This window comes from Paracoccus everestensis, assembly GCF_021491915.1.
Lineage (GTDB): Bacteria > Pseudomonadota > Alphaproteobacteria > Rhodobacterales > Rhodobacteraceae > Paracoccus > Paracoccus everestensis.
The window spans coordinates 608,590-626,530 of the sequence record NZ_CP090836.1 but is presented as its reverse complement, the minus strand read 5'-3'; the positions used below and the strand labels follow the sequence as shown (position 1 = coordinate 626,530).

At 66.4% G+C, this 17,941-nt stretch carries 21 protein-coding genes; 8 read left to right on the top strand and 13 right to left on the bottom strand.

All coding sequences use genetic code 11. From position 1 onward, the window contains the following. Positions 1–45: 45 nt before the first annotated feature. Together def (LZ585_RS03155) and def (LZ585_RS03150) are read right to left on the bottom strand one after the other, a co-directional pair. Positions 46–546: a peptide deformylase gene (gene def / locus LZ585_RS03155; RefSeq protein WP_234854999.1), complete on the bottom strand. Its 501-nt coding sequence runs from the start codon at positions 544–546 to the stop codon at positions 46–48. Next, positions 543–1,070, bottom strand: a complete 528-nt coding sequence (gene def / locus LZ585_RS03150; protein WP_234854998.1) for a peptide deformylase — start codon at positions 1,068–1,070, stop codon at positions 543–545. Before def (LZ585_RS03150) ends, def (LZ585_RS03155) begins: the two co-directional genes overlap by 4 nt. Before the next feature lie 77 nt (positions 1,071–1,147). On the opposite strand from def (LZ585_RS03150), the gene LZ585_RS03145 reads away from it, so the two are divergent. The 3 genes from LZ585_RS03145 to LZ585_RS03135 all read left to right on the top strand — a co-directional run bounded on the left by LZ585_RS03145 (position 1,148) and on the right by LZ585_RS03135 (position 3,952). Then, entirely contained in the window at positions 1,148–2,332 is a 1,185-nt protein-coding gene (locus tag LZ585_RS03145; RefSeq protein WP_234854997.1) for a MalY/PatB family protein, read from the top strand. Then, positions 2,329–2,868: a L,D-transpeptidase family protein gene (locus LZ585_RS03140; protein WP_234854996.1), complete on the top strand. Its 540-nt coding sequence runs from the start codon at positions 2,329–2,331 to the stop codon at positions 2,866–2,868. The genes LZ585_RS03145 and LZ585_RS03140 overlap by 4 nt, the downstream gene beginning before the upstream one ends. Before the next feature lie 121 nt (positions 2,869–2,989). Then, positions 2,990–3,952 carry an acetyl-CoA carboxylase carboxyltransferase subunit alpha gene (locus LZ585_RS03135; RefSeq protein ID WP_234854995.1) on the top strand — a complete coding sequence of 321 codons (963 nt, stop codon included), beginning with the start codon at positions 2,990–2,992 and terminating at the stop codon, positions 3,950–3,952. A 6-nt stretch (positions 3,953–3,958) separates the two neighbouring features. Here the strand turns inward: LZ585_RS03135 and LZ585_RS03130 are convergent, their stop codons facing one another. From LZ585_RS03130 to LZ585_RS03120, 3 genes are read right to left on the bottom strand one after another with little or no spacing between them, the layout of a single operon-like run. After that, positions 3,959–4,744: a lysophospholipid acyltransferase family protein gene (locus tag LZ585_RS03130; protein ID WP_234854994.1), complete on the bottom strand. Its 786-nt coding sequence runs from the start codon at positions 4,742–4,744 to the stop codon at positions 3,959–3,961. Further along, complete coding sequence (locus LZ585_RS03125; protein WP_234854993.1) at positions 4,741–5,667, bottom strand: cell division protein FtsX; 927 nt, start codon at positions 5,665–5,667, stop codon at positions 4,741–4,743. The genes LZ585_RS03130 and LZ585_RS03125 overlap by 4 nt, the downstream gene beginning before the upstream one ends. Continuing rightward, entirely contained in the window at positions 5,664–6,338 is a 675-nt protein-coding gene (locus tag LZ585_RS03120) for a cell division ATP-binding protein FtsE (RefSeq protein WP_234854992.1), read from the bottom strand. Before LZ585_RS03120 ends, LZ585_RS03125 begins: the two co-directional genes overlap by 4 nt. A gap of 70 nt (positions 6,339–6,408) precedes the next feature. Between LZ585_RS03120 and LZ585_RS03115 the strand changes: the two genes are divergently transcribed. Further along, on the top strand, positions 6,409–7,134 hold the full coding sequence (locus LZ585_RS03115; protein ID WP_234854991.1) for a zinc-ribbon domain-containing protein: 726 nt from the start codon (positions 6,409–6,411) through the stop codon (positions 7,132–7,134). Here the strand turns inward: LZ585_RS03115 and LZ585_RS03110 are convergent, their stop codons facing one another. From LZ585_RS03110 to argH, 4 genes are read right to left on the bottom strand one after another with little or no spacing between them, the layout of a single operon-like run. After that, complete coding sequence (locus tag LZ585_RS03110) at positions 7,135–9,675, bottom strand: DUF4175 domain-containing protein (RefSeq protein WP_315857629.1); 2,541 nt, start codon at positions 9,673–9,675, stop codon at positions 7,135–7,137. Beyond that, entirely contained in the window at positions 9,666–10,931 is a 1,266-nt protein-coding gene (lysA, locus tag LZ585_RS03105; protein ID WP_234854990.1) for a diaminopimelate decarboxylase, read from the bottom strand. Before lysA ends, LZ585_RS03110 begins: the two co-directional genes overlap by 10 nt. Continuing rightward, on the bottom strand, positions 10,931–11,080 hold the full coding sequence (locus tag LZ585_RS03100) for a hypothetical protein (protein ID WP_234854989.1): 150 nt from the start codon (positions 11,078–11,080) through the stop codon (positions 10,931–10,933). The genes lysA and LZ585_RS03100 overlap by 1 nt, the downstream gene beginning before the upstream one ends. Then, positions 11,077–12,480 (bottom strand): argininosuccinate lyase, encoded by a 1,404-nt coding sequence (gene argH / locus LZ585_RS03095; protein WP_234854988.1) that lies wholly within the window; start codon positions 12,478–12,480, stop codon positions 11,077–11,079. The genes LZ585_RS03100 and argH overlap by 4 nt, the downstream gene beginning before the upstream one ends. Before the next feature lie 23 nt (positions 12,481–12,503). Between argH and LZ585_RS03090 the strand changes: the two genes are divergently transcribed. Further along, entirely contained in the window at positions 12,504–13,052 is a 549-nt protein-coding gene (locus tag LZ585_RS03090) for a TlpA disulfide reductase family protein (protein ID WP_234854987.1), read from the top strand. Here the strand turns inward: LZ585_RS03090 and LZ585_RS03085 are convergent. Next, positions 13,027–13,605, bottom strand: coding sequence for a DNA-3-methyladenine glycosylase I (locus LZ585_RS03085; RefSeq protein WP_234854986.1), 579 nt, complete (start codon positions 13,603–13,605; stop codon positions 13,027–13,029). The genes LZ585_RS03090 and LZ585_RS03085 overlap by 26 nt on opposite strands. A 149-nt stretch (positions 13,606–13,754) precedes the next feature. On the opposite strand from LZ585_RS03085, the gene LZ585_RS03080 reads away from it, so the two are divergent. The 3 genes from LZ585_RS03080 (at position 13,755) to phbB (ending at position 16,612) form a co-directional block, all read left to right on the top strand. Continuing rightward, positions 13,755–14,525, top strand: a complete 771-nt coding sequence (locus LZ585_RS03080; RefSeq protein ID WP_234855740.1) for an EAL domain-containing protein — start codon at positions 13,755–13,757, stop codon at positions 14,523–14,525. A 102-nt stretch (positions 14,526–14,627) separates the two neighbouring features. Next, positions 14,628–15,800: an acetyl-CoA C-acetyltransferase gene (locus tag LZ585_RS03075; RefSeq protein ID WP_234854985.1), complete on the top strand. Its 1,173-nt coding sequence runs from the start codon at positions 14,628–14,630 to the stop codon at positions 15,798–15,800. A gap of 86 nt (positions 15,801–15,886) precedes the next feature. Continuing rightward, a complete protein-coding gene (gene phbB / locus LZ585_RS03070) occupies positions 15,887–16,612 on the top strand; it encodes a beta-ketoacyl-ACP reductase (protein ID WP_234854984.1) in 726 nt (241 codons plus the stop codon). A 72-nt stretch (positions 16,613–16,684) separates the two neighbouring features. Here the strand turns inward: phbB and LZ585_RS03065 are convergent, their stop codons facing one another. The 3 genes from LZ585_RS03065 to LZ585_RS03055 are packed head-to-tail and all read right to left on the bottom strand — an operon-like array spanning position 16,685 to position 17,870. Further along, complete coding sequence (locus LZ585_RS03065) at positions 16,685–16,849, bottom strand: YdcH family protein (protein WP_234854983.1); 165 nt, start codon at positions 16,847–16,849, stop codon at positions 16,685–16,687. Positions 16,850–16,909: 60 nt separating this feature from the next. Next, positions 16,910–17,668, bottom strand: a complete 759-nt coding sequence (locus tag LZ585_RS03060; RefSeq protein WP_234854982.1) for a tRNA1(Val) (adenine(37)-N6)-methyltransferase — start codon at positions 17,666–17,668, stop codon at positions 16,910–16,912. Beyond that, on the bottom strand, positions 17,661–17,870 hold the full coding sequence (locus LZ585_RS03055) for a putative signal transducing protein (RefSeq protein ID WP_234854981.1): 210 nt from the start codon (positions 17,868–17,870) through the stop codon (positions 17,661–17,663). The genes LZ585_RS03060 and LZ585_RS03055 overlap by 8 nt, the downstream gene beginning before the upstream one ends. Positions 17,871–17,941 lie beyond the last annotated feature (71 nt).

The window sequence follows — 17,941 nt, the reverse complement described above, 5'->3', positions numbered from 1 at the left end:
TTGGTGTCAAATATCCCGGGGGTCCGGGGGCTGGCCCCCGGTCTTTCACCGCCGCGCCAGCTTGGCCGATTTCGCGACCAGCATCTTGCGCCGCAGGGGCGACAGGTGATCGACATACATCCGCCCGTCCAGATGGTCGATCTGGTGCTGCACGCTTGTTGCCCACAGGCCCACGAAATCGCGATCCTCGACTTCGCCCGCCTCGTTCACGAACCGCACCGTCACCGCACGCGGGCGGCTGATGGCGGCGGATACGCCGGGCAGGTTGGGGCTGGCTTCCTCATGGCTGCGGAACTGAACGCTGGAATGCAGCACTTCGGGATTGGCCATCCTGATCGCCTGCCCGCGCTTGTCGGACGCATCCACCACCGCCAGCCGCAGCATGATGCCGATCTGCGGCGCGGCCAGCCCCACTCCCGGCATGGCCTCCATCGTGTCCACCATGTCGTCCCAGATCATCCGCACCGTCTCGGTCACGGCCCCGACCGGATCGGCGGGGATATGCAGGCGCCGGTCGGCATAAGGAAGAAAGGCACGTATGGTCAAGAAGCCCGGCCCTTTTCCCGCTTCAGCTTGACCATCCTGCGGGTGATCATCTGGCGCTTGATGGCGGACAGGTGGTCGATGAACAGGATCCCGTTCAGATGGTCCAACTCGTGCTGGGCGCAGGTGGCCCACAGCCCGTCGAACTCCTCCTCATGCGTCTTGCCGTCCAAGCCCAGCCATTGCAGCCGCACCTGCTTGGGACGCGTCACATCGCCGTATTGCTCGGGGATCGACAGGCAGCCCTCCTCATAGGTGTTCAGTTCCTCGGATTCCCATGTCACCTCGGGGTTGACCAGCACAAGGGGGCGGCGCTCGGCCTCGGGATCGCGGGTCGCGTCCATCACGAAGATACGCGACAAGATCCCCACCTGCGGTGCGGCCAGCCCTACGCCCGGCGCGTCATACATCGTGGCCAGCATATCGGCAGCCAGGGCCTCGATATCCGGGGTGATGCGGGCCACGGGGTCGCAGACCTTCTTCAGGCGCGGGTCGGGATGGATCAGGATAGGACGCAGGCTGCTCATCCTTCGCGATTTAGGGCAAGGCTTCACCATAAGCAACAAGCGGCGTATGCAGGGGAAAACAGCGCACAGGCAGGACCATGACCAGACCCGATTTCGACCAGATCATCGACCGAGTGGGCACGCAATGTTCCAAATGGGACGACATGCAGGCGGCTTACGGCGTATTGCCGGACGACGGCGGGCTGGCGATGTGGGTGGCCGACATGGACTTTCGCCCACCCGCCGCCGTGCAGCGCGCAGTCGAAGCCGTCGCGGCTCACGGCGTTTATGGCTATCCCGGCACCAACCCAGGATATCTGGGCGCGATCCAGTGGTGGATGGCACACCGCCACGGCTGGCAGATCGAGACCGGCTGGATTCTGACCTGTGCCGGTCTGGTCAACGGGGTGGCGATGGCACTGGACGCCTATACGCAGCCGGGTGATGGCGTGATCGTGATGTCGCCCGTCTATCACGCCTTTGCCCGCGTGATCCGCGCGGCGGGGCGGGATCTGGTGGAACTGCCCTTGGCGCAGGATGGCGGCCTTTACCGCATGGACTGGAACGCCTGGGAAAGCCGCCTGACGGGCAGGGAAAAACTGTTGATCCTGTGTTCCCCCCACAATCCCGGCGGCCGTGTCTGGACGCCCGGGGAACTGCGCCAGGTGGCCGATTTCTGCATCCGCCACGACCTGATCCTGGTGTCGGACGAAATCCATTGCGACCTTGTGATGCCCGGCCACAAGCACAGCGTCACCGCGACCGTCTGCCCGGACATCGCGGACCGGCTGGTCACGCTGACCGCTGCCACCAAGACCTTCAACATCGCAGGCGCCCATATCGGCAACGCGATCATCGCGGACAAGGCGCTGCGGGACCACTTCAAGGCGGCGCTGATGGCGCGCGGCATCTCTCCGGGCCTGTTCGGAATGGACATGGTGGCCGCCGCCTATTCGCCCGAGGGCGCGGCCTGGGTCGACGCGCTTGTGGATTATCTCGACGGCAACCGGCGGATCTTCGACGACGGCATCAGCGCGATCCCCGGCCTGCGGTCCATGCCCTTGCAGGCAACATACCTGTCCTGGGTCGATTTTTCGGGCACGGGCATGGCGCCTGCCGAATTCACCGCCCGCGTCGAAAAGACCGCACGCATCGCCGCCAACCACGGCGCCACCTTCGGTATGGGGGGCGAGACCTTCCTGCGCTTCAACATTGCCACCCCCCGCGCCCGCGTGACCGAGGCGGTGGCGCGCCTGCAAGACGCCTTCGCAGACCTGCAATGAGGGGGCTGGCCCGCCTCTTCTCGGCCCTGATGGCATTGTTCCTGCTGGCGGCGGCATGGATCATGCTGCCGCCCCCGCGCCCCCTCCCCCTCCCGCCGCTGACGGCGCGGCTGGCCGGGCCGGTGGATCATATCGTGATCCGGAAATCCGACCGCCGCATGACCGCCTTCCGCGACGGCCGGCCGCTGAAGACCTATCGCATCGCCCTCGGCTTCGCGCCGAACGGAGACAAGCGCCAGCAGGGCGATGGCAAAACGCCCGAGGGAACGTTCTCCATCGACCGGATGAACCCGGGCAGCGCCTATCACCTGTCACTGGGCCTGGATTACCCCCGCCCGCAGGACCGGGCGCGCGCCGCGGCCCTGGGTGTCGATCCCGGCGGCGACATCTTCATCCACGGCCAGCCCAATCAGCGGCCCGGCGGCGAAATCCTGCCCGGCGACTGGACGGCAGGCTGCATCGCCATCTCCGACGCCGAAATCGGCGAACTTTACGCCGCTGCCCGCATCGGCACGACGGTCGAGATCCTTCCCTGATCTTCTTCACGAAAATATCCCACGGGGGTCCGGGGGTGTGAAACCCCCGGCCTCCGTTGCAATCCCACGCCTCTGCGATCATATAGGGGCGCAAACCGAACAGCCCGAAGGCGCACCCCGCATGGTCTATCTGGATTTCGAAAAGCCGCTTGCCGACATCGAGGGCAAGGCCGAGGAGCTTCGCGCCTTGGCCCGCAAATCCGAAAACACCGTGGATGTCGAGAAAGAAGCGGCGGCGCTTGACCGGAAATCCGGCGACCTGCTGCGCGATCTCTACAAATCGCTGGATCCCTGGCGCAAGACGCAGGTTGCGCGCCATCCCGACCGTCCCCATTGCCGCGATTACATTGATGCGCTTTTCACCGAATACACGCCCCTGGCAGGCGACCGCGCCTTTGGCGACGATCACGCGGTGATGGGTGGCCTTGCGCGCTTCAACGACGCGCCCTGCGTGGTGATCGGCCACGAAAAGGGCAACGACACCAAGACGCGCATCCACCACAACTTTGGCATGGCGCGCCCCGAGGGATACCGCAAGGCGATCCGGCTGATGGATCTGGCGCATCGCTTCAGGCTGCCGGTCATCACGCTGGTGGACACGCCCGGCGCCTATCCGGGCAAGGGCGCCGAGGAACGCGGCCAGTCCGAGGCCATCGCCCGTTCAACCCAGAAATGCCTGGAGATCGGCGTGCCGCTGGTCAGCGTCATCATCGGCGAAGGCGGGTCGGGCGGCGCGGTGGCATTCGCCACGGCCAACCGCATCGCCATGCTGGAACATTCGATCTATTCGGTGATCTCGCCCGAGGGCTGCGCCTCGATCCTGTGGAAGGATGCCGAACGGATGCGCGACGCGGCCGAGGCGCTGCGCCTGACCGCGCAGGATCTAAAAAAGCTGGGCGTGATCGACCGCATCATCGGCGAACCCGTGGGCGGCGCGCAGCGCGACCCCGCTGCCGCCATCAAGGCCGTGGGCGAGGAGATCGCCGCGATGCTGGCCGAACTGGACGGCAAGAAGCCCGCCGACCTGATCCGGGACCGGCGTCAGAAATTCCTGGACATGGGGTCCAAAAGCCTGGCCGCCTGAGCGCGGTCAGGCAGCATCGACCTGATGGACGAACCCGGCCTCGGCCATCAGGCGGTCGGAATGGGTCTCGACCTCGGCTTCCAGGCGGGGGACGAAGCCTTCGGCGGGAACCTCGGGGGGGACGACCGGCAGGAATTCCACCACTGCGCGGCCGGGGCGGATGCCCCATCCCTTGCGCGGCCAGAACAGTCCGGTATTGACCGCCACCGGCACCACCGGCAGGCCGGTGCCCGCCCGGATCGTGCTGACCCCGTGCTTGTAGGGGCGCCGTTCGCCAGGCTTGGTGCGCGTGCCCTCGGGATAGATGATCAACTGGCCCAGCCCTTCGCCCGTAATCCGCCGGTTGATCTCGCTGGAAATGGCGCGCATGGCGTCGCGGCCCTTGGTCCGGTCGATGGGGATGCAGCCGACCTTCCAAGCATACCAGCCCATGATCGGCACGCGCATCACCTCTCGCTTCATGATGAAGGCGCGGCGGGGAACCGCATGGGCAATGACCAGGATGTCCAGGAAGCACTGGTGCTTGGCGGCGATGATGCAATCTTCGGTGGGCGGGGTGCCGCGCACTTCGCAACTGATGCCCAGATGCAGCCGCGCGGCCCACAGCATATATCCGATCCAGCGCGTTGCGACCCGGTTCGCCCCGGCGCGGCCATCGCACAAAAGCGCGGGCAGGCCCAGCAATCCGATCACCACCGTCGCCAGGGCGACATGGATGTAGTAAAGCACGTTCTGCACATATTGCCAGGGCGTCAGCGGACCGGGGATGGGCGATGCCGCCCGGGCCGTCATCGCACCGCCCCCAGCATCTTCAGCGCCGCCCAGCGGGTTGCGAAAAAGCCGACGGCGGCGGCCACTACCGGGATCAGCAGGGGCAGCAGCCAGCCCCAGCCTTGAAAGCCAAGCCCGGTCAGGAACCCGCCCGCCGCGTCCATGCCCGGCAGCATGGCGATGCCCGCCATGCCGAACAGGGTGCCGAAGGTCGCCCCCACCGCCGCGCGCTTGGTGAACCGGCGCACAAAGGCGGTGGCAATGGTGATGTCGCGCGCCCCGATCAGGCGCAGCACCCGGATCACCTGCCCATTCGCGGCCAAGGCCGCCTTGGCCGCCAGCGTGATCATGGATGCAGAGGCCGCCCCGATCAGCAGCAGCGACACGATGCCCATCATCCGCAGCCGGTTCGCCGCCGTGACCAGGGGACGGCGCCATTCGGTGTGATCGTCAAGGGTCGCACCCGGCGCCTCGGCCTCCAGCCGCAGGCGCAGGCCCTGGGGGTCGAAATCCTCGGCCGCGATGGGCAGTTCGATCAGGGACGGCACCGGAAGGGCATCGACCGGCATATCGGGGCCGAACCAGGGGGTCAGCAGGGCCGCGACCTCATCCGCAGGCAGCAGGCGCGGCTGGCCAGCCCCGGGTGTTGTCGCCAGGATCTGCATGGTCGCCTGGGTCGCCGTGGCCTGTTCCTCCAGGGGCGCGCTGACCCGCACCGTCACGGATCCCGCCAGTTCGCTGGCCCAGCGGTCGGCCAGCCGCCCCGTTGCCAAGGCCAGGGCCAGGGCAAAGACCGCCAGAAAGGCCATGGCGGCGGCTGCGAACAGCGTCAGTTGCGCGGTAAAGCCGGTGGGCGGCACGATCCGGTCGCCGGTCCCGCCGTCGCGCATCAGGCCTTGCCACAAGGCGCGCAGGTTCAATGTCCGAAAATCAGTCCGCTTCACAGATCGGCCCCCGCCAGATGCAATGCCCCGTTCGCGATCCGCAACACGCGCGCCGCAACCTGCGCCTTGGCCGCGCGGATCAGGTTCAGGTCATGGGTTGCGACCAGAACGGTCTTGCCCGACTTGTTCAACTCGATCAGCAACTGCATCAGCCGGACCGACATATCCCAATCCAGGTTGCCCGTGGGTTCGTCCGCCAGCACCAGGTCGGGCGACAGGATCACCGCGCGGGCAAGCGCCGCGCGCTGGCGTTCGCCCCCCGACAGGGACGGCGGCATGGCGCGGGCGTGCTGGGTCAGCCCCACCCAGCCCAGCAGGTCGCGCAGTGCGTCCATATCCACCGCCTGCCCCGACACCGAAAGCGGCAGGGCGACATTTTCCGCCACCGGCAGGTGATCCAGGAACTGCGTGTCCTGGTGAACCACCCCTACCCGGCGGCGCAGGTCGGCGATGCCGTCGCGCGTGAGTTGCCGCACATCGTCGCCAAAGGCCGTCATCTGCCCCGATGTGGGCAGCAGATCGGCATAGCACAGCCGCAGCAGCGTCGTCTTGCCCGACCCAGACGGGCCGGTCAGGAAATGAAACATACCCGGCTGCAGGGTCAGCGTCATGTTCGACAGCAGCTCGGCCCCCCCGTGATAGCCGAAGCCGACATCCCGCATCTCGATCACGCGCAACCCCCGTTCTTTCCAGCCCGGCTTGGAAGCCGGCCCCGCGCTTGATAGAACAGCCAAAAGGCGAATGCGAGGGGTCGGAATGGCGGAAATACGGTTGATCTGTCCCGGATGTGCCGCGGAATACCGCATTCCCGACGGCGCCATCCCTGCGCAGGGGCGAGAGGTCGAGTGCAGCGCCTGCGGCAATGTCTGGCACGCCACGCCGCGACTGGCCTTGTCCGATCCCCAGGTCCGCGCGGCTGCGGAACTGCCCGCAGACCCGCCCCCGCTGAACCGCCGCCTGCCCGCCAGCGTGCTGGACATCCTGAGGGATGAGGTCGAACACGAACGCCGCGCCCGTGCGGCCGATGACGGCGAACCCATGCCCGCCAAACCTGCCCCGGCGCAGCGTCCCGCCGCCGATCCCGAATGGCCCGCCACGACCATCACCCGGCATCAGGATCCCAGGCCTGTCGATCCCGCCCTGCCGGAACCCGCACCGGTGCCGCCTGCCCCCACGCGGCACGCCCGAGCAACACTCGTCCCGGCAGCAGTCGTCAACGAACCGGCCCCGGCGCCTGTCAGGCAGGACGCCCCCGCCCCCAGGGCTGGGACCGGTCGCAAGCGGGGCGGCTATGGGGCGGGCTTTGGCCTGGCCGTAATGCTGGCTGCGGGGGTTGTGGTGCTGTATCTGCTGGCCCCCACGCTGGCCGGCAGGGGTGCATGGGGCGATGGCCTGATGCAATTCCGCGCCGACCTGGACGAGGCGCGGTTTTGGTTGCAGGACCGTGCGAGCGGCCTGATCCGCTGATCAGAACCGATCCAGCAGGCGGCCCAGGTAATCGCGTTCGTCCTGGGGCCGCTCGGCCTGGCCGCTGCGGCGGCGGATTTCATCCAGCAGGTCGCGGGCGCGTTGGGCCGGATCAACGCCCTCGGCCAGGGGATCGCCCCCGGCGATGACGTTGCCATTGCCGCTGCGCTGACGGCCCAGCGGATCCAGGGCGGGACGCTGGCCCATGGTCTGACCTTCCCCGGCCCGGTCGCCGCCGCCGGGCTGCTGGCCTTCCTGTCCCTGCTGCTGGCCTTGTTGTCCTTGCTGCCCCTGCTGCTGGGCCATCATGTCGCCAAGCGCGCGCATCCCTTCGCGCATGGCCTCGATCGCATCGGCCTGGCGTTGCAGCGCGCCGCCGGTATCGCCGTCGCGCAGTGCCTGTTCGGCATCCTCCATCGCGCGGCCTGCCTCGTCCAGTTGACGGCGCGCCTGATCACCGCCGGGCGATCCCTGGCCGGGCAACAGGCCTTGCTGCTGGCCCAGTTCATTGCGCAACTGCTGCTGGCGTTGGGCCAAGCCTTCCGCATTGGGCGAAGGCTGGCCCATCTGCCCCTGGCCGAACTGATCCTGCATGTCGCGGAACGCCTCGTCCGACAGTTGCTGCTGTTCGCGCAGGGTATCGGCCAGGCGGTTCATCGGCTGGTTGCCGCTGCTGCCTTCCTGGCCCTGCCCGCCCCGGGATTGGCGGACCTGCAGATTCTCCATCATGCGGTTGAACTGTTCCAGCAATTCCTGGGCCTCGGCCATGCGGCCCTCGTTCATCAGCCGCTGGATTTCGTCCATCATCTGCTGGATCTGGTCGCTGGTGATCTGCTGGCCCGGCTGACCTTCGGCAAACCGTTCAGAGGGATCCTGCTGTTCCCCCTGCTGTGCCAGCATCTCGGTATAGGCGTCCGTCGCCGCCTTCAACTCGTCCATCAGCCGCTGGATTTCATCGGGACTGGCGCCGTTGCGGATCGCTTCGGACAGCTTCTCCTGGGCTTGGCGCATCCGTTCTAGGGCATCGGACAGGCCGCCGTCCTCCAACTGGATCGCTGCCTGCCACAGTGCCTCGGCCAAGTCGTCGCGGGCCTTGTCGGTCAGGGGATCGCCTTCCAGCAGGGTCACGGCGCCGCGCAACTCCAGATACAGCGGCTGTTCGACAAATCCCTGCGGCTGCCAGGTCACCGCCCGCAGGATCTCGGCGCTGCGGCCCGCGTTCTGACGCGACCACAGCAGATCGCGCCGCATCTCGATCAATGCAGCAGCCAGGGGGTTGAAGAAACGCCGCCCCGGCAGGATCGTGCGCATGGAAGGGGCCTCGCCCACCTGCTCGATCCCGTCCAGGGCGCGCAGGCTGACGTTGACCGGCAGGTTCGCCCAAGGATGGCGCGACAGATCCTCGGTCAGTTGTCCCTGAACCGTGCGCCGGTCCCCGCGCGGCAAGGGCAGCGCAAGCTCGACCAGGGGGCGCGGCTCCGGTTCGATGGCCAGGCCAAAGCGGCGGTCCACGGACGGCAGGTCAAGCGCGATCACCGCCTGGCCAGAGGCAATGCCGTGATCGTCCTCGGCGCTGAAGTCCTGCACCATCTTGCCATCGGCGCGCCGCACGGGTTGGGCGCCCGCACGGATGACAGGGGCGTTGTCGGGCAGGACCGTCACGTCGAAACGCCGCCCAGCCACCTCGATAACCCCCGAGGTTTCCGCACGAAAACCCGGCGCCTGCGGATCCTCGCCCATTTCCGGGCCGATGTCCTGCGTGACGGCGGCGCCATCGCCATACAGCCGGAACGTGACGGCGCTGCCCTTGGGCAGTTCCAGCAGCTGCCCCTCGGCCAGGGCGTTCAGATAAATCGTCGGGCGGCGGGTATAGGCGGGGGGTTCGGCCCAGCCTTCCCAGCTTGGTCCCGTCGGCACGGCATCGGTCGCGACGGGGCGGGACACGGTCGCGGCAAGCGCCTCGATCCCCTGGCCCATCTGCGCCGCGCCGCCAAAGATCAGCGCCATGACCAGGGCCACCAGCCCCGCCAGGCGCAGGGCAAAGGGATCGCGCCGCGTCAGGTCCGCATCGGGACGCACCGGCCGGGCAAGCGCCGCACGGGCCTGCATCTGTGCCAGATGGGCCTGCCACAAGGCGCCCTCGCCGCCGATTGCCGCGCTGTCGGTCAGCGCGGCCAACGGACGCCCGGGCAGGGTCCTGTCCAGCCGATCCACGGCATCGGTCACGCGCACCCGGCGGAAGCGCATCCCGCCCCGAATCGCCGCCCACATCAGTGCCAACAGCACCGCGCCCGCCAGCCAGGGCAGGACCGGCCCAGGCACCAGGGCCACCACGCCAAGCGCAAAGGCGGCAAAGACCAGTGCCAGCACCGTCGCCAGCGGCCAAAAGACGCGCGCCGCCTGTTCCCACACCATCCCCCAGCGGGTCAGGTGCAGGGCACGTGCGACCGGCCCTGTCTTCTTCACGAAAATATCCTCGGGGGTCCGGGGGTTGAAGACCCCCGGCTGCGACGGATCGGACTGATGCCGCGTCAAAGCCATTCCGGGATGCTATCCCGGGCCAGCATATCCTCATATGTCGGGCGTGCCCTGATGACGGCGAAGTGATCGCCCTGCACCAGAACCTCGGGCACCAGGGGCCGGGAATTGTACTCCGACGCCATCACGGCGCCGTAAGCCCCCGCCGACCGGAAGGCGATCAGGTCGCCCGCCGCCATCGCAGGCAGTTCGGCCCCCTTCTGGAACGTATCGCCCGATTCGCAGACCGGACCCACCACGTCGAAGGGGCTGACCGGCGCGCCCACCGCCGCTTCCTTTACCGGCACGATGTCGTGATGCGCACCATACATCGCCGGACGCGCCAGGTCGTTCATGGCCGCGTCCACGATCAGGAAGTCGCGCCCCTCGCCCTGCTTCACATAGATCACCTGCGACAACAGCACCCCGGCATTGCCGACGATGTTGCGGCCCGGCTCGATCTCGATCTCGCAGCCCAGGTCGCCCACCGTGTCGCGGATCACCTGGCCGTATTCGATGGGCAAGGGGGGCGCGTTGTTGTCGCGGCGATAGGGGATGCCCAGGCCGCCACCCAGATCCAGCCGGGTGATGGCATGGCCGTCCGCGCGCAAGGCGCGGGTCAGGTCCGCGACCTTGGCATAGGCCGCGCGATAGGGGTCCAGGTCGGTCAACTGGCTGCCGATATGCACATCGACGCCGACCACCTGCAGACCCGGCAGCGACGCCGCCTCGGCATAGACCTCTCGCGCGCGGGCGATGGGGATGCCGAACTTGTTCTCGGACTTGCCGGTCGCGATCTTCTCGTGCGTCTTGGCGTCCACGTCGGGGTTCACGCGCACCGCCACCGGAACCGTCGCGCCCATGCTGGAGGCAAGGGCCGACAGCGCGCGCATCTCGGGCTCGGATTCCAGGTTGAACTGGCGGATGCCGCCTTCGATGGCCATGCGCATCTCGGCCAGGGTCTTGCCCACGCCGGAAAAGACGATCCGGTCGCCCGGAACGCCCGCCGCCTTGGCGCGCGCGTATTCGCCGCCCGACACCACGTCCATTCCCGCGCCCAGATCGCCCAGCAGCTTCAGCACCGCCAGGTTGCTGTTGGCCTTCACGGCAAAGCAGACCAGGTGATCCGTCCAGTCAAGCGCCTGGCGGAACAGCCCGAAATGCCGCGTCAGGGTCGCCGCCGAATAGACATAGACCGGCGTCCCCACCTGGGCCGCGATGCGCGACAAGGGCACATCTTCGGCACAAAGCTCTCCGCCGTGATAGTTGAAATGATCCATTAAAGTTCCGTAATGACGCCCATCGTGGCATGGCCGGAAATCGAGACGTTGGACTTGGGCGCGGTCTTGGGCGCCGCCGGACGCTCGGGCGGGCCGTCAACGCCGCAGGCCGCCACGGCAATTACCGCCAGAATTGCAATCCATTTCATGCCAGTTTTCCTTTCCAGCGGGTGATTTGCGCGCGCACCTGATCGGGCGCCGTGCCGCCATAGCTTTGCCGCGAGGCGACGGAATTGTGAACGCCCAGCACGCCAAAGACTTTATCGGTAATGTCCGCATGGACCCCCTGCATATCGTCCAGCGTCAGGTCGGGCAGGTCGCAGCCCTTCTTCTCGGCCAGGGCCACCAGCGATCCGGTGACGTGATGGGCGTCACGGAACGGCAGGCCCAGTTCGCGCACCAGCCAGTCGGCCAGATCCGTCGCGGTCGAGAAGCCCGAGGCCGCCGCAGCCTCCATCCTGTCGCGGTTGGCAGTCAGGTCGGACAGCATCCCCGCCATTGCGGCCAGGGCCAGCATCAGGCTGTCGGCGGCGTCGAAGACCTGTTCCTTGTCTTCCTGCATATCCTTGGAATAGGCCAAGGGCAGGCCCTTCATCACCGTGAACAGCGCGACCGTCGCCCCCAGGATGCGGCCGATCTTGGCGCGGATCAGCTCGGCCGCGTCGGGGTTGCGCTTCTGCGGCATGATCGACGATCCGGTGGACCACTTGTCAGACATTGACACGAAGCGGAACTGGGCCGACGACCAGATCACCAGTTCCTCGGCCAGACGCGACAGGTGGACGGCGCAGATGCTGCTGGCCGACAGGAACTCCAGCGCGAAGTCGCGATCCGACACGGCGTCCAGGCTGTTGGCCATAGGGGCGTCAAAGCCCAGGGTCTGCGCGGTCGCATGGCGGTCGATGGGATAGCCCGTCCCGGCCAATGCCGCGGCACCCAGGGGCGATTCGTTCATCCGCTTGCGCGCGTCCTGGAACCGCGACAGGTCGCGGCCGAACATCTCCACATAGGCCATCATGTGATGCCCCCAGGTCACCGGTTGCGCGGTCTGCAGATGGGTAAAGCCCGGCATGACCCAATCCGCGCCCGCCTCGCCCTGCGACAAGGCAGCGCGGATCAGCGCCTGCAGCGCCTCGATGGCTCCGTCGCACTGGTCGCGCACCCACAGGCGAAAATCCGTCGCCACCTGATCATTCCTGGACCGGCCCGTGTGCAGGCGGCCCGCTGGCTCTCCAATGATCTCCTTTAGGCGCGCCTCGACATTCATGTGAATGTCTTCCAACTCGGTGCGAAAGGGGAAATCACCCGCCTCGATCTCTGACAAGACGGTGAGCAGGCCTTCCCTGATCGCCTCGGCATCGCTAGTGCTGATGATGCCTTGTGCAGCCAGCATGGCGGCATGGGCACGGCTGCCCCGGATGTCCTGGGCGTAGAGCCGCCGGTCGAAGCCGATCGAGGCGTTGATCGCCTCCATGATCGCGTCGGGACCTGCGGCGAAGCGCCCGCCCCACATGCTGTTGGCGGAATCCTGTTGCGGCCGGTCGGTCATAGGCGCGTCCTTCGGAGGTCTTCATGCTGCGTTCCGCCCTGCTTTATACGGCACTGCTTTTCGGTGCAAACGCCGCCTTCGCGGGCGCGGTGGACTGGCAAGCCGCCAAGGACGCAGGCCTGGTCAAGCTGGTCCCGGCCGAGGAACCGGCGCCGGTGTCCGATGTCGAATTCACCGACCCCGACGGCGGCACGCATACGCTTGCCGATTACAGGGGCAAGGTCGTGCTGCTGAACTTCTGGGCCACCTGGTGCGCCCCCTGCCGCGAGGAGATGCCGTCGCTGGACGCCCTGCAATCCGAGATGGGCGGCGAGGATTTCGAGGTTGTGGCCGTGGCGACGGGCCGCAACGCCCCCGACCGCATCGACAAGTTCTATGACGAGACCGGGTTGCAGAACCTGCCCGTCCTGCTGGACCCGCGCCAGCAACTGGCCCGCGACATGGGCGTGGTGGGCCTGCCCGTGACCGTCCTGATCGACCGCGAGGGCCGCGAGGTCGCCCGCCTGCTGGGCGAGGCCGACTGGAGCAGCGAGCCCGCCAAGGACGTCATCCGGCAGCTTGTGGCCGACTGAGCGCCGCGTGACGATGGCAGGTGGTGACATGGTCGTTCACCATCCCCGTCGCCTCCATGAAGGCATAGGTGATGACCGGCCCGCAAAAGTTGAAGCCGTGCTTTTTCAACGCCTTCGACATGGCGGTTGATTCCCGGGTGGCGGTCGGCACTTCGTCCTTGCTGGCGAAGCGGTTCTGGATCGGCTCGCCGCCCACGAAGGACCACAGGAAGGGGGTGAAACCCTCCTGCCCCTCGATCTCCTGGAACCGCCGCGCGCCACGCACGGCTGATTCGATCTTGCCGCGATGGCGGATGATGCCGGGGTTTTGCAGCGCGCGGTCGATGCGCGCATCGTCCCAGCGGGCCACGCGTTCGGGGTCGAAGCCCTCGAACTCCTCGCGGAAGGCGTCGCGCTTGCGCAGGATGGTGATCCAGGACAGCCCTGCCTGAAAGCCGTCCAGCACCAGCTTTTCCCACAAGGCGCGGGGATTGCGTTCGGGAACGCCCCATTCCGTGTCGTGATAGGCGACATAAAGCGGGTCGGTCCCGCACCAGGAACAGCGGTCGGTCATCACCTGTTAACCCTTTATCCAGAAATCCCTGCCTGTTTACCGCAAATTAGGCGATGATCATTATCACTGAACACGGAATGATTGCGTGACAAGGGGCTGACGTGACCAACGCGAACCCGCCTGGAAAAGGCTCTCCGCTGGAATATGCGATGGACCGGCAAAGCAGGCTGACCATGCCCTTGGTCAGGCTTGCGGTCGAAAAGGGCAACGGGGTGCTGGCCTTCCAGCCTGTCGTTCAGGCGCAGCGGACCAACCGCCCGGCCTTTTACGAGGGGCTGATCCGCATCATCGACGAATCGGGCCGCATGGTGCCCTTGCGCGACTTCATGCCGGTGGCCGAAACCACCGAACTTGGCCGGCAGATCGACTGCCTGTCGCTGTCTCTGGGCCTGAAGGCGCTGTCCGAGGAGCCGTCGCTGCGGCTGTCCATCAACATGTCGGCGCGGTCCATCGGCTATCCCGCCTGGATGGACACCCTGCGCCAGGGGGTGGCCGACGATCCGCAGGCGGGCGAACGGCTGATCCTGGAAATCACCGAAAGCTCGGCCATGGGCCTGCCGGACGAGGTCAAGACGTTCATGCGGGAAGTGCAGCGATACGGGATCAGCCTTGCGCTTGACGATTTTGGCGCGGGCTATACGTCTTTCCGGTATCTGCGGGATTTCTGCTTCGACATGATCAAGATCGACGGCCAGTTCATCCGCGAAATCTCGGTCCATCCCGACAATCAGGTGCTGACGCAGGCGCTGATGTCCATCGCCCAGCATTTCGATATGTTCACGGTGGCGGAAATGGTCGAAACGGCGGACGACGCCAGTTTCCTGATCGACAGCGGCATCGACTGCCTGCAGGGCTATTACTTCGGGGCGCCGACCATTGCGCCGCCTTGGAAATCCCCGCCGTCGGCCGTGCTGCGCTAGGTATCGTGCCATACTTTTGGGCGATGTGCTTGACGCCACGGCATGAACCCGCATCCTGTCCACGATTCGCCAGTTGTCTGGCTTCGAGGGAAGGAACCCGTCATGACCAAAGCCGTAATCGTTTCCGCCGCCCGCACCCCGGTCGGCAGTTTCATGGGATCGTTCGCCAATATCCCGGCCCATGACCTGGGTGCCGCCGTTCTGAAGGAAGTCGTGGCCCGCGCGGGCATCGACCCCGCCGAGGTCGATGAGACGATCCTGGGCCAGGTTCTGACCGCAGGCCAGGGTCAGAACCCCGGCCGTCAAGCGCATATCAAGGCGGGCCTGCCGCAGGAATCGTCGGCCTGGCTGCTCAACCAGGTCTGCGGATCGGGCTTGCGCGCGGTGGCGCTTGCAGCCCAGCAGGTGATCGGGGGCGATGCCAAGGTCGTGCTGGCGGGTGGCCAGGAAAGCATGTCGATGTCCATGCACGCGACCTTTCTGCGCGCCGGGCAGAAGATGGGCGACATGCAGTTCATCGACACGATGATCCGCGACGGGCTATGGGACGCTTTCAACAACTATCACATGGGCACCACGGCGGAAAACGTCGCGCAGAAATGGCAGATCAGCCGCGACCAGCAGGACGAATTCGCGCTGGGTTCGCAGAACAAGGCCGAAGCCGCGCAAAAGGCAGGCCGCTTTGACGACGAAATCGTGGGTTTCACGGTGAAAACCCGCAAGGGGGACACGGTGGTGGACAAGGACGAATACATCCGCCACGGCGCCACCATGGAGGCCATGCAGAAGCTGCGGCCCGCATTTTCCAAGGAAGGCTCGGTCACGGCGGCCAACGCATCGGGCCTGAACGACGGTGCGGCGGCGGTCATGGTCATGACCGAGGACGAGGCGAACCGCCGCGGCCTGACGCCGCTGGCGCGCATCGCCTCTTATGCGACGGCGGGACTGGACCCGGCGATCATGGGCACCGGCCCGATCCCGGCCAGCCGCAAGGCCCTGGAAAAGGCGGGCTGGTCCGTCCAGGATCTGGATCTGGTCGAGGCGAACGAAGCCTTTGCCGCCCAGGCCTGCGCCGTCAACAAGGACATGGGCTGGAACCCCGACATCGTGAACGTGAACGGCGGAGCGATCGCCATCGGCCATCCCATCGGCGCATCCGGCGCGCGCGTGCTGAACACCCTGCTTTTCGAAATGGCGCGACGCGACGCGAAAAAGGGGCTGGCCACGCTGTGCATCGGCGGCGGCATGGGCGTCGCCTTGTGCGTCGAACGCTAGGCGGAATGGCGCGCAATGATGTTGCGCGCCACAAACTTGCCTTGTAGCAATATTTCAGAGCCGATCATTTTCAAGGGGGAGGATCAATGTCCAAGGTAGCACTTGTCACCGGCGGGTCGCGCGGCATCGGCGCGGCAATTTCCAAGGCGCTTCAGGATGCTGGCTATACCGTCGCCGCCACTTATGCGGGCAATGACGATGCCGCAAAGGCGTTCACGGAAGAAACCGGGATCAAGACCTATAAATGGTCGGTCGCAGATTACGATGCCTGCGCGGCGGGCATCAAGCAAATCGAGGAAGACCTGGGTCCGATCGCCGTCCTGGTCAACAACGCGGGCATCACGCGCGACGCGATGTTCCACAAGATGACGCCCCAGCAATGGAAAGAAGTCATCGACACCAACCTGACCGGCGTCTTCAACATGACCCATCCCGTCTGGTCGGGGATGCGCGACCGCAAGTTCGGGCGGATCATCAACATCAGTTCGATCAACGGGCAAAAGGGCCAGGCGGGCCAGGCGAACTACAGCGCGGCCAAGGCGGGCGACCTGGGATTCACCAAGGCGCTTGCCCAGGAAGGCGCACGGGCGGGCATCACCGTCAACGCGATCTGTCCCGGCTATATCGCGACCGAGATGGTCAAGGCCATCGACGAAAAGGTGCTGAGCGAAAAGATCATCCCGCAGATCCCCGTCGGTCGCCTGGGCGAACCCGAGGAGATCGCCCGGACCGTCGTGTTCCTGGCATCCGACGATGCGGGTTTCATCACCGGATCGACCATCAGCGCAAACGGCGGGCAGTATTTCGTCTGAACCGCCTGCGGCAAAAGAACACGGCCCGCGCAAATCGCGCGGGCCGTTTCAAATCCGTCACCGTTCAAGGGGTCAGTGGGACAGTCGGGAAATCTCTTCCTTGATTCGAAGTTTTTCGCGCTTCATGGCCTTGATCTGAGTATCACTGGATCCGGGACTTCTTTGTTCCTTTTCAACGGCATCCGAAAGCACTTGGTGTTTCTTGCGCAGTTCCTCGACGTGGGAAGCAACCGACATCGCGTCCTCCTGTATAGGTTGAGTCGAACAGGGCGATTGCAGCACAGGCATTCGATTCTGTCACGGGACTTTTGCAAAGAACGCTTCAAGCGGCAGACCCTTGCGCAGCACCCCCGACGCCGCATCGGTCAGATCCTCGCGGTCGCCCGCATGGGCCGGCTTGTGGTGCATGATGAAAGGGGCCAGTAATCGCAGCGGCCCCCGCCCGCCCTTTTGTGCGCGCAGGATCACCCGCCCGGCCTCGCGCCCGGCCCGTGCCGCCAAAGGCAAAATCGCGACCGATCCGGCACGCCCCCGCAGCGCGGCCAGGATCGCGTCCAGCCGGTCGGCCCGCTGGATCAGCGTCAAAATGCCGCCGGGTCGCAAGCGGCGCAGGCCCGCGTCGATCCAGGCGGCCAGGGGTGTATCCTCGCGCCGCGCCATGTCCCTGCCCCCATCGGGCGCGGGCGTTCCGTCCAGGAAATAGGGCGGATTGGCAATGACATGATCGAAGGCCATGCCGCGCAGCCTGGCAGGCGGAAAGGCCACGTTCCCCGTCAGCACCTGCATGGGAATGCCGTTCGCCGCCGCATTCCCGCGCGCCAGTTCCGCATAGACCGCCTGGGCTTCCAGCCCGACCAGCCGCAGGCCGGGAACGCGCCAGCCCAGGCACAGGCTGGCAACCCCCGCCCCGCATCCCAGTTCCAGAACCGACTGCCCCGGCGCGGCTGCGCAGGCCGCAGCCAGCATCACCGCATCGGCGCCCGACCGGAAGCCCCGCCGGGGTTGGGCGATCCGCAATCGGCCGTCCAGAAAGCCGTCGTCTGACAGATCACTCATCCAGGCCGGCGTCGCGCAGGATGGCGCGGGCCATGAATTCGTCGCGGTCCGCCACCATCAGCCGCTGCGGCAGGATGCCCAGCGATCCTTCCAGAATGCTTGTGTGCTGGTCCAGGTGGAAGGCCGGGATCCCCTCGTCTTCCAGCAATCCAAGGGCACGGGACATACGGACGGGATCGTTGCTGCGGAAAAGCTCTTTCATGGGGAAACGCTAGGCGGCGGTTGCGCAATTGTCGAGGGCGTGGCAAGGGTCGGGCGCTTCAGAAGGATAAG

Bases quoted from the DNA above. Each gene is read 5' to 3' on its own strand.
- LZ585_RS03115 (WP_234854991.1), top strand. From the start codon at position 6,409: ATGCGAGGGGTCGGAATGGCGGAAATACGGTTGATCTGTCCCGGATGT.
- LZ585_RS03055 (WP_234854981.1), bottom strand. From the start codon at position 17,870: ATGAAAGAGCTTTTCCGCAGCAACGATCCCGTCCGTATGTCCCGTGCC.
- phbB (WP_234854984.1), top strand. From the start codon at position 15,887: ATGTCCAAGGTAGCACTTGTCACCGGCGGGTCGCGCGGCATCGGCGCG.
- lysA (WP_234854990.1), bottom strand. From the start codon at position 10,931: ATGGATCATTTCAACTATCACGGCGGAGAGCTTTGTGCCGAAGATGTG.
- LZ585_RS03075 (WP_234854985.1), top strand. From the start codon at position 14,628: ATGACCAAAGCCGTAATCGTTTCCGCCGCCCGCACCCCGGTCGGCAGT.
- LZ585_RS03110 (WP_315857629.1), bottom strand. From the start codon at position 9,675: ATGGCTTTGACGCGGCATCAGTCCGATCCGTCGCAGCCGGGGGTCTTC.
- LZ585_RS03080 (WP_234855740.1), top strand. From the start codon at position 13,755: ATGGACCGGCAAAGCAGGCTGACCATGCCCTTGGTCAGGCTTGCGGTC.
- argH (WP_234854988.1), bottom strand. From the start codon at position 12,480: ATGACCGACCGGCCGCAACAGGATTCCGCCAACAGCATGTGGGGCGGG.
- LZ585_RS03090 (WP_234854987.1), top strand. From the start codon at position 12,504: ATGCTGCGTTCCGCCCTGCTTTATACGGCACTGCTTTTCGGTGCAAAC.
- LZ585_RS03145 (WP_234854997.1), top strand. From the start codon at position 1,148: ATGACCAGACCCGATTTCGACCAGATCATCGACCGAGTGGGCACGCAA.
- def (WP_234854998.1), bottom strand. From the start codon at position 1,070: ATGAGCAGCCTGCGTCCTATCCTGATCCATCCCGACCCGCGCCTGAAG.
- LZ585_RS03065 (WP_234854983.1), bottom strand. From the start codon at position 16,849: ATGTCGGTTGCTTCCCACGTCGAGGAACTGCGCAAGAAACACCAAGTG.
- LZ585_RS03130 (WP_234854994.1), bottom strand. From the start codon at position 4,744: ATGACGGCCCGGGCGGCATCGCCCATCCCCGGTCCGCTGACGCCCTGG.
- LZ585_RS03085 (WP_234854986.1), bottom strand. From the start codon at position 13,605: ATGACCGACCGCTGTTCCTGGTGCGGGACCGACCCGCTTTATGTCGCC.
- LZ585_RS03140 (WP_234854996.1), top strand. From the start codon at position 2,329: ATGAGGGGGCTGGCCCGCCTCTTCTCGGCCCTGATGGCATTGTTCCTG.
- LZ585_RS03060 (WP_234854982.1), bottom strand. From the start codon at position 17,668: ATGAGTGATCTGTCAGACGACGGCTTTCTGGACGGCCGATTGCGGATC.
- LZ585_RS03100 (WP_234854989.1), bottom strand. From the start codon at position 11,080: ATGAAATGGATTGCAATTCTGGCGGTAATTGCCGTGGCGGCCTGCGGC.
- LZ585_RS03135 (WP_234854995.1), top strand. From the start codon at position 2,990: ATGGTCTATCTGGATTTCGAAAAGCCGCTTGCCGACATCGAGGGCAAG.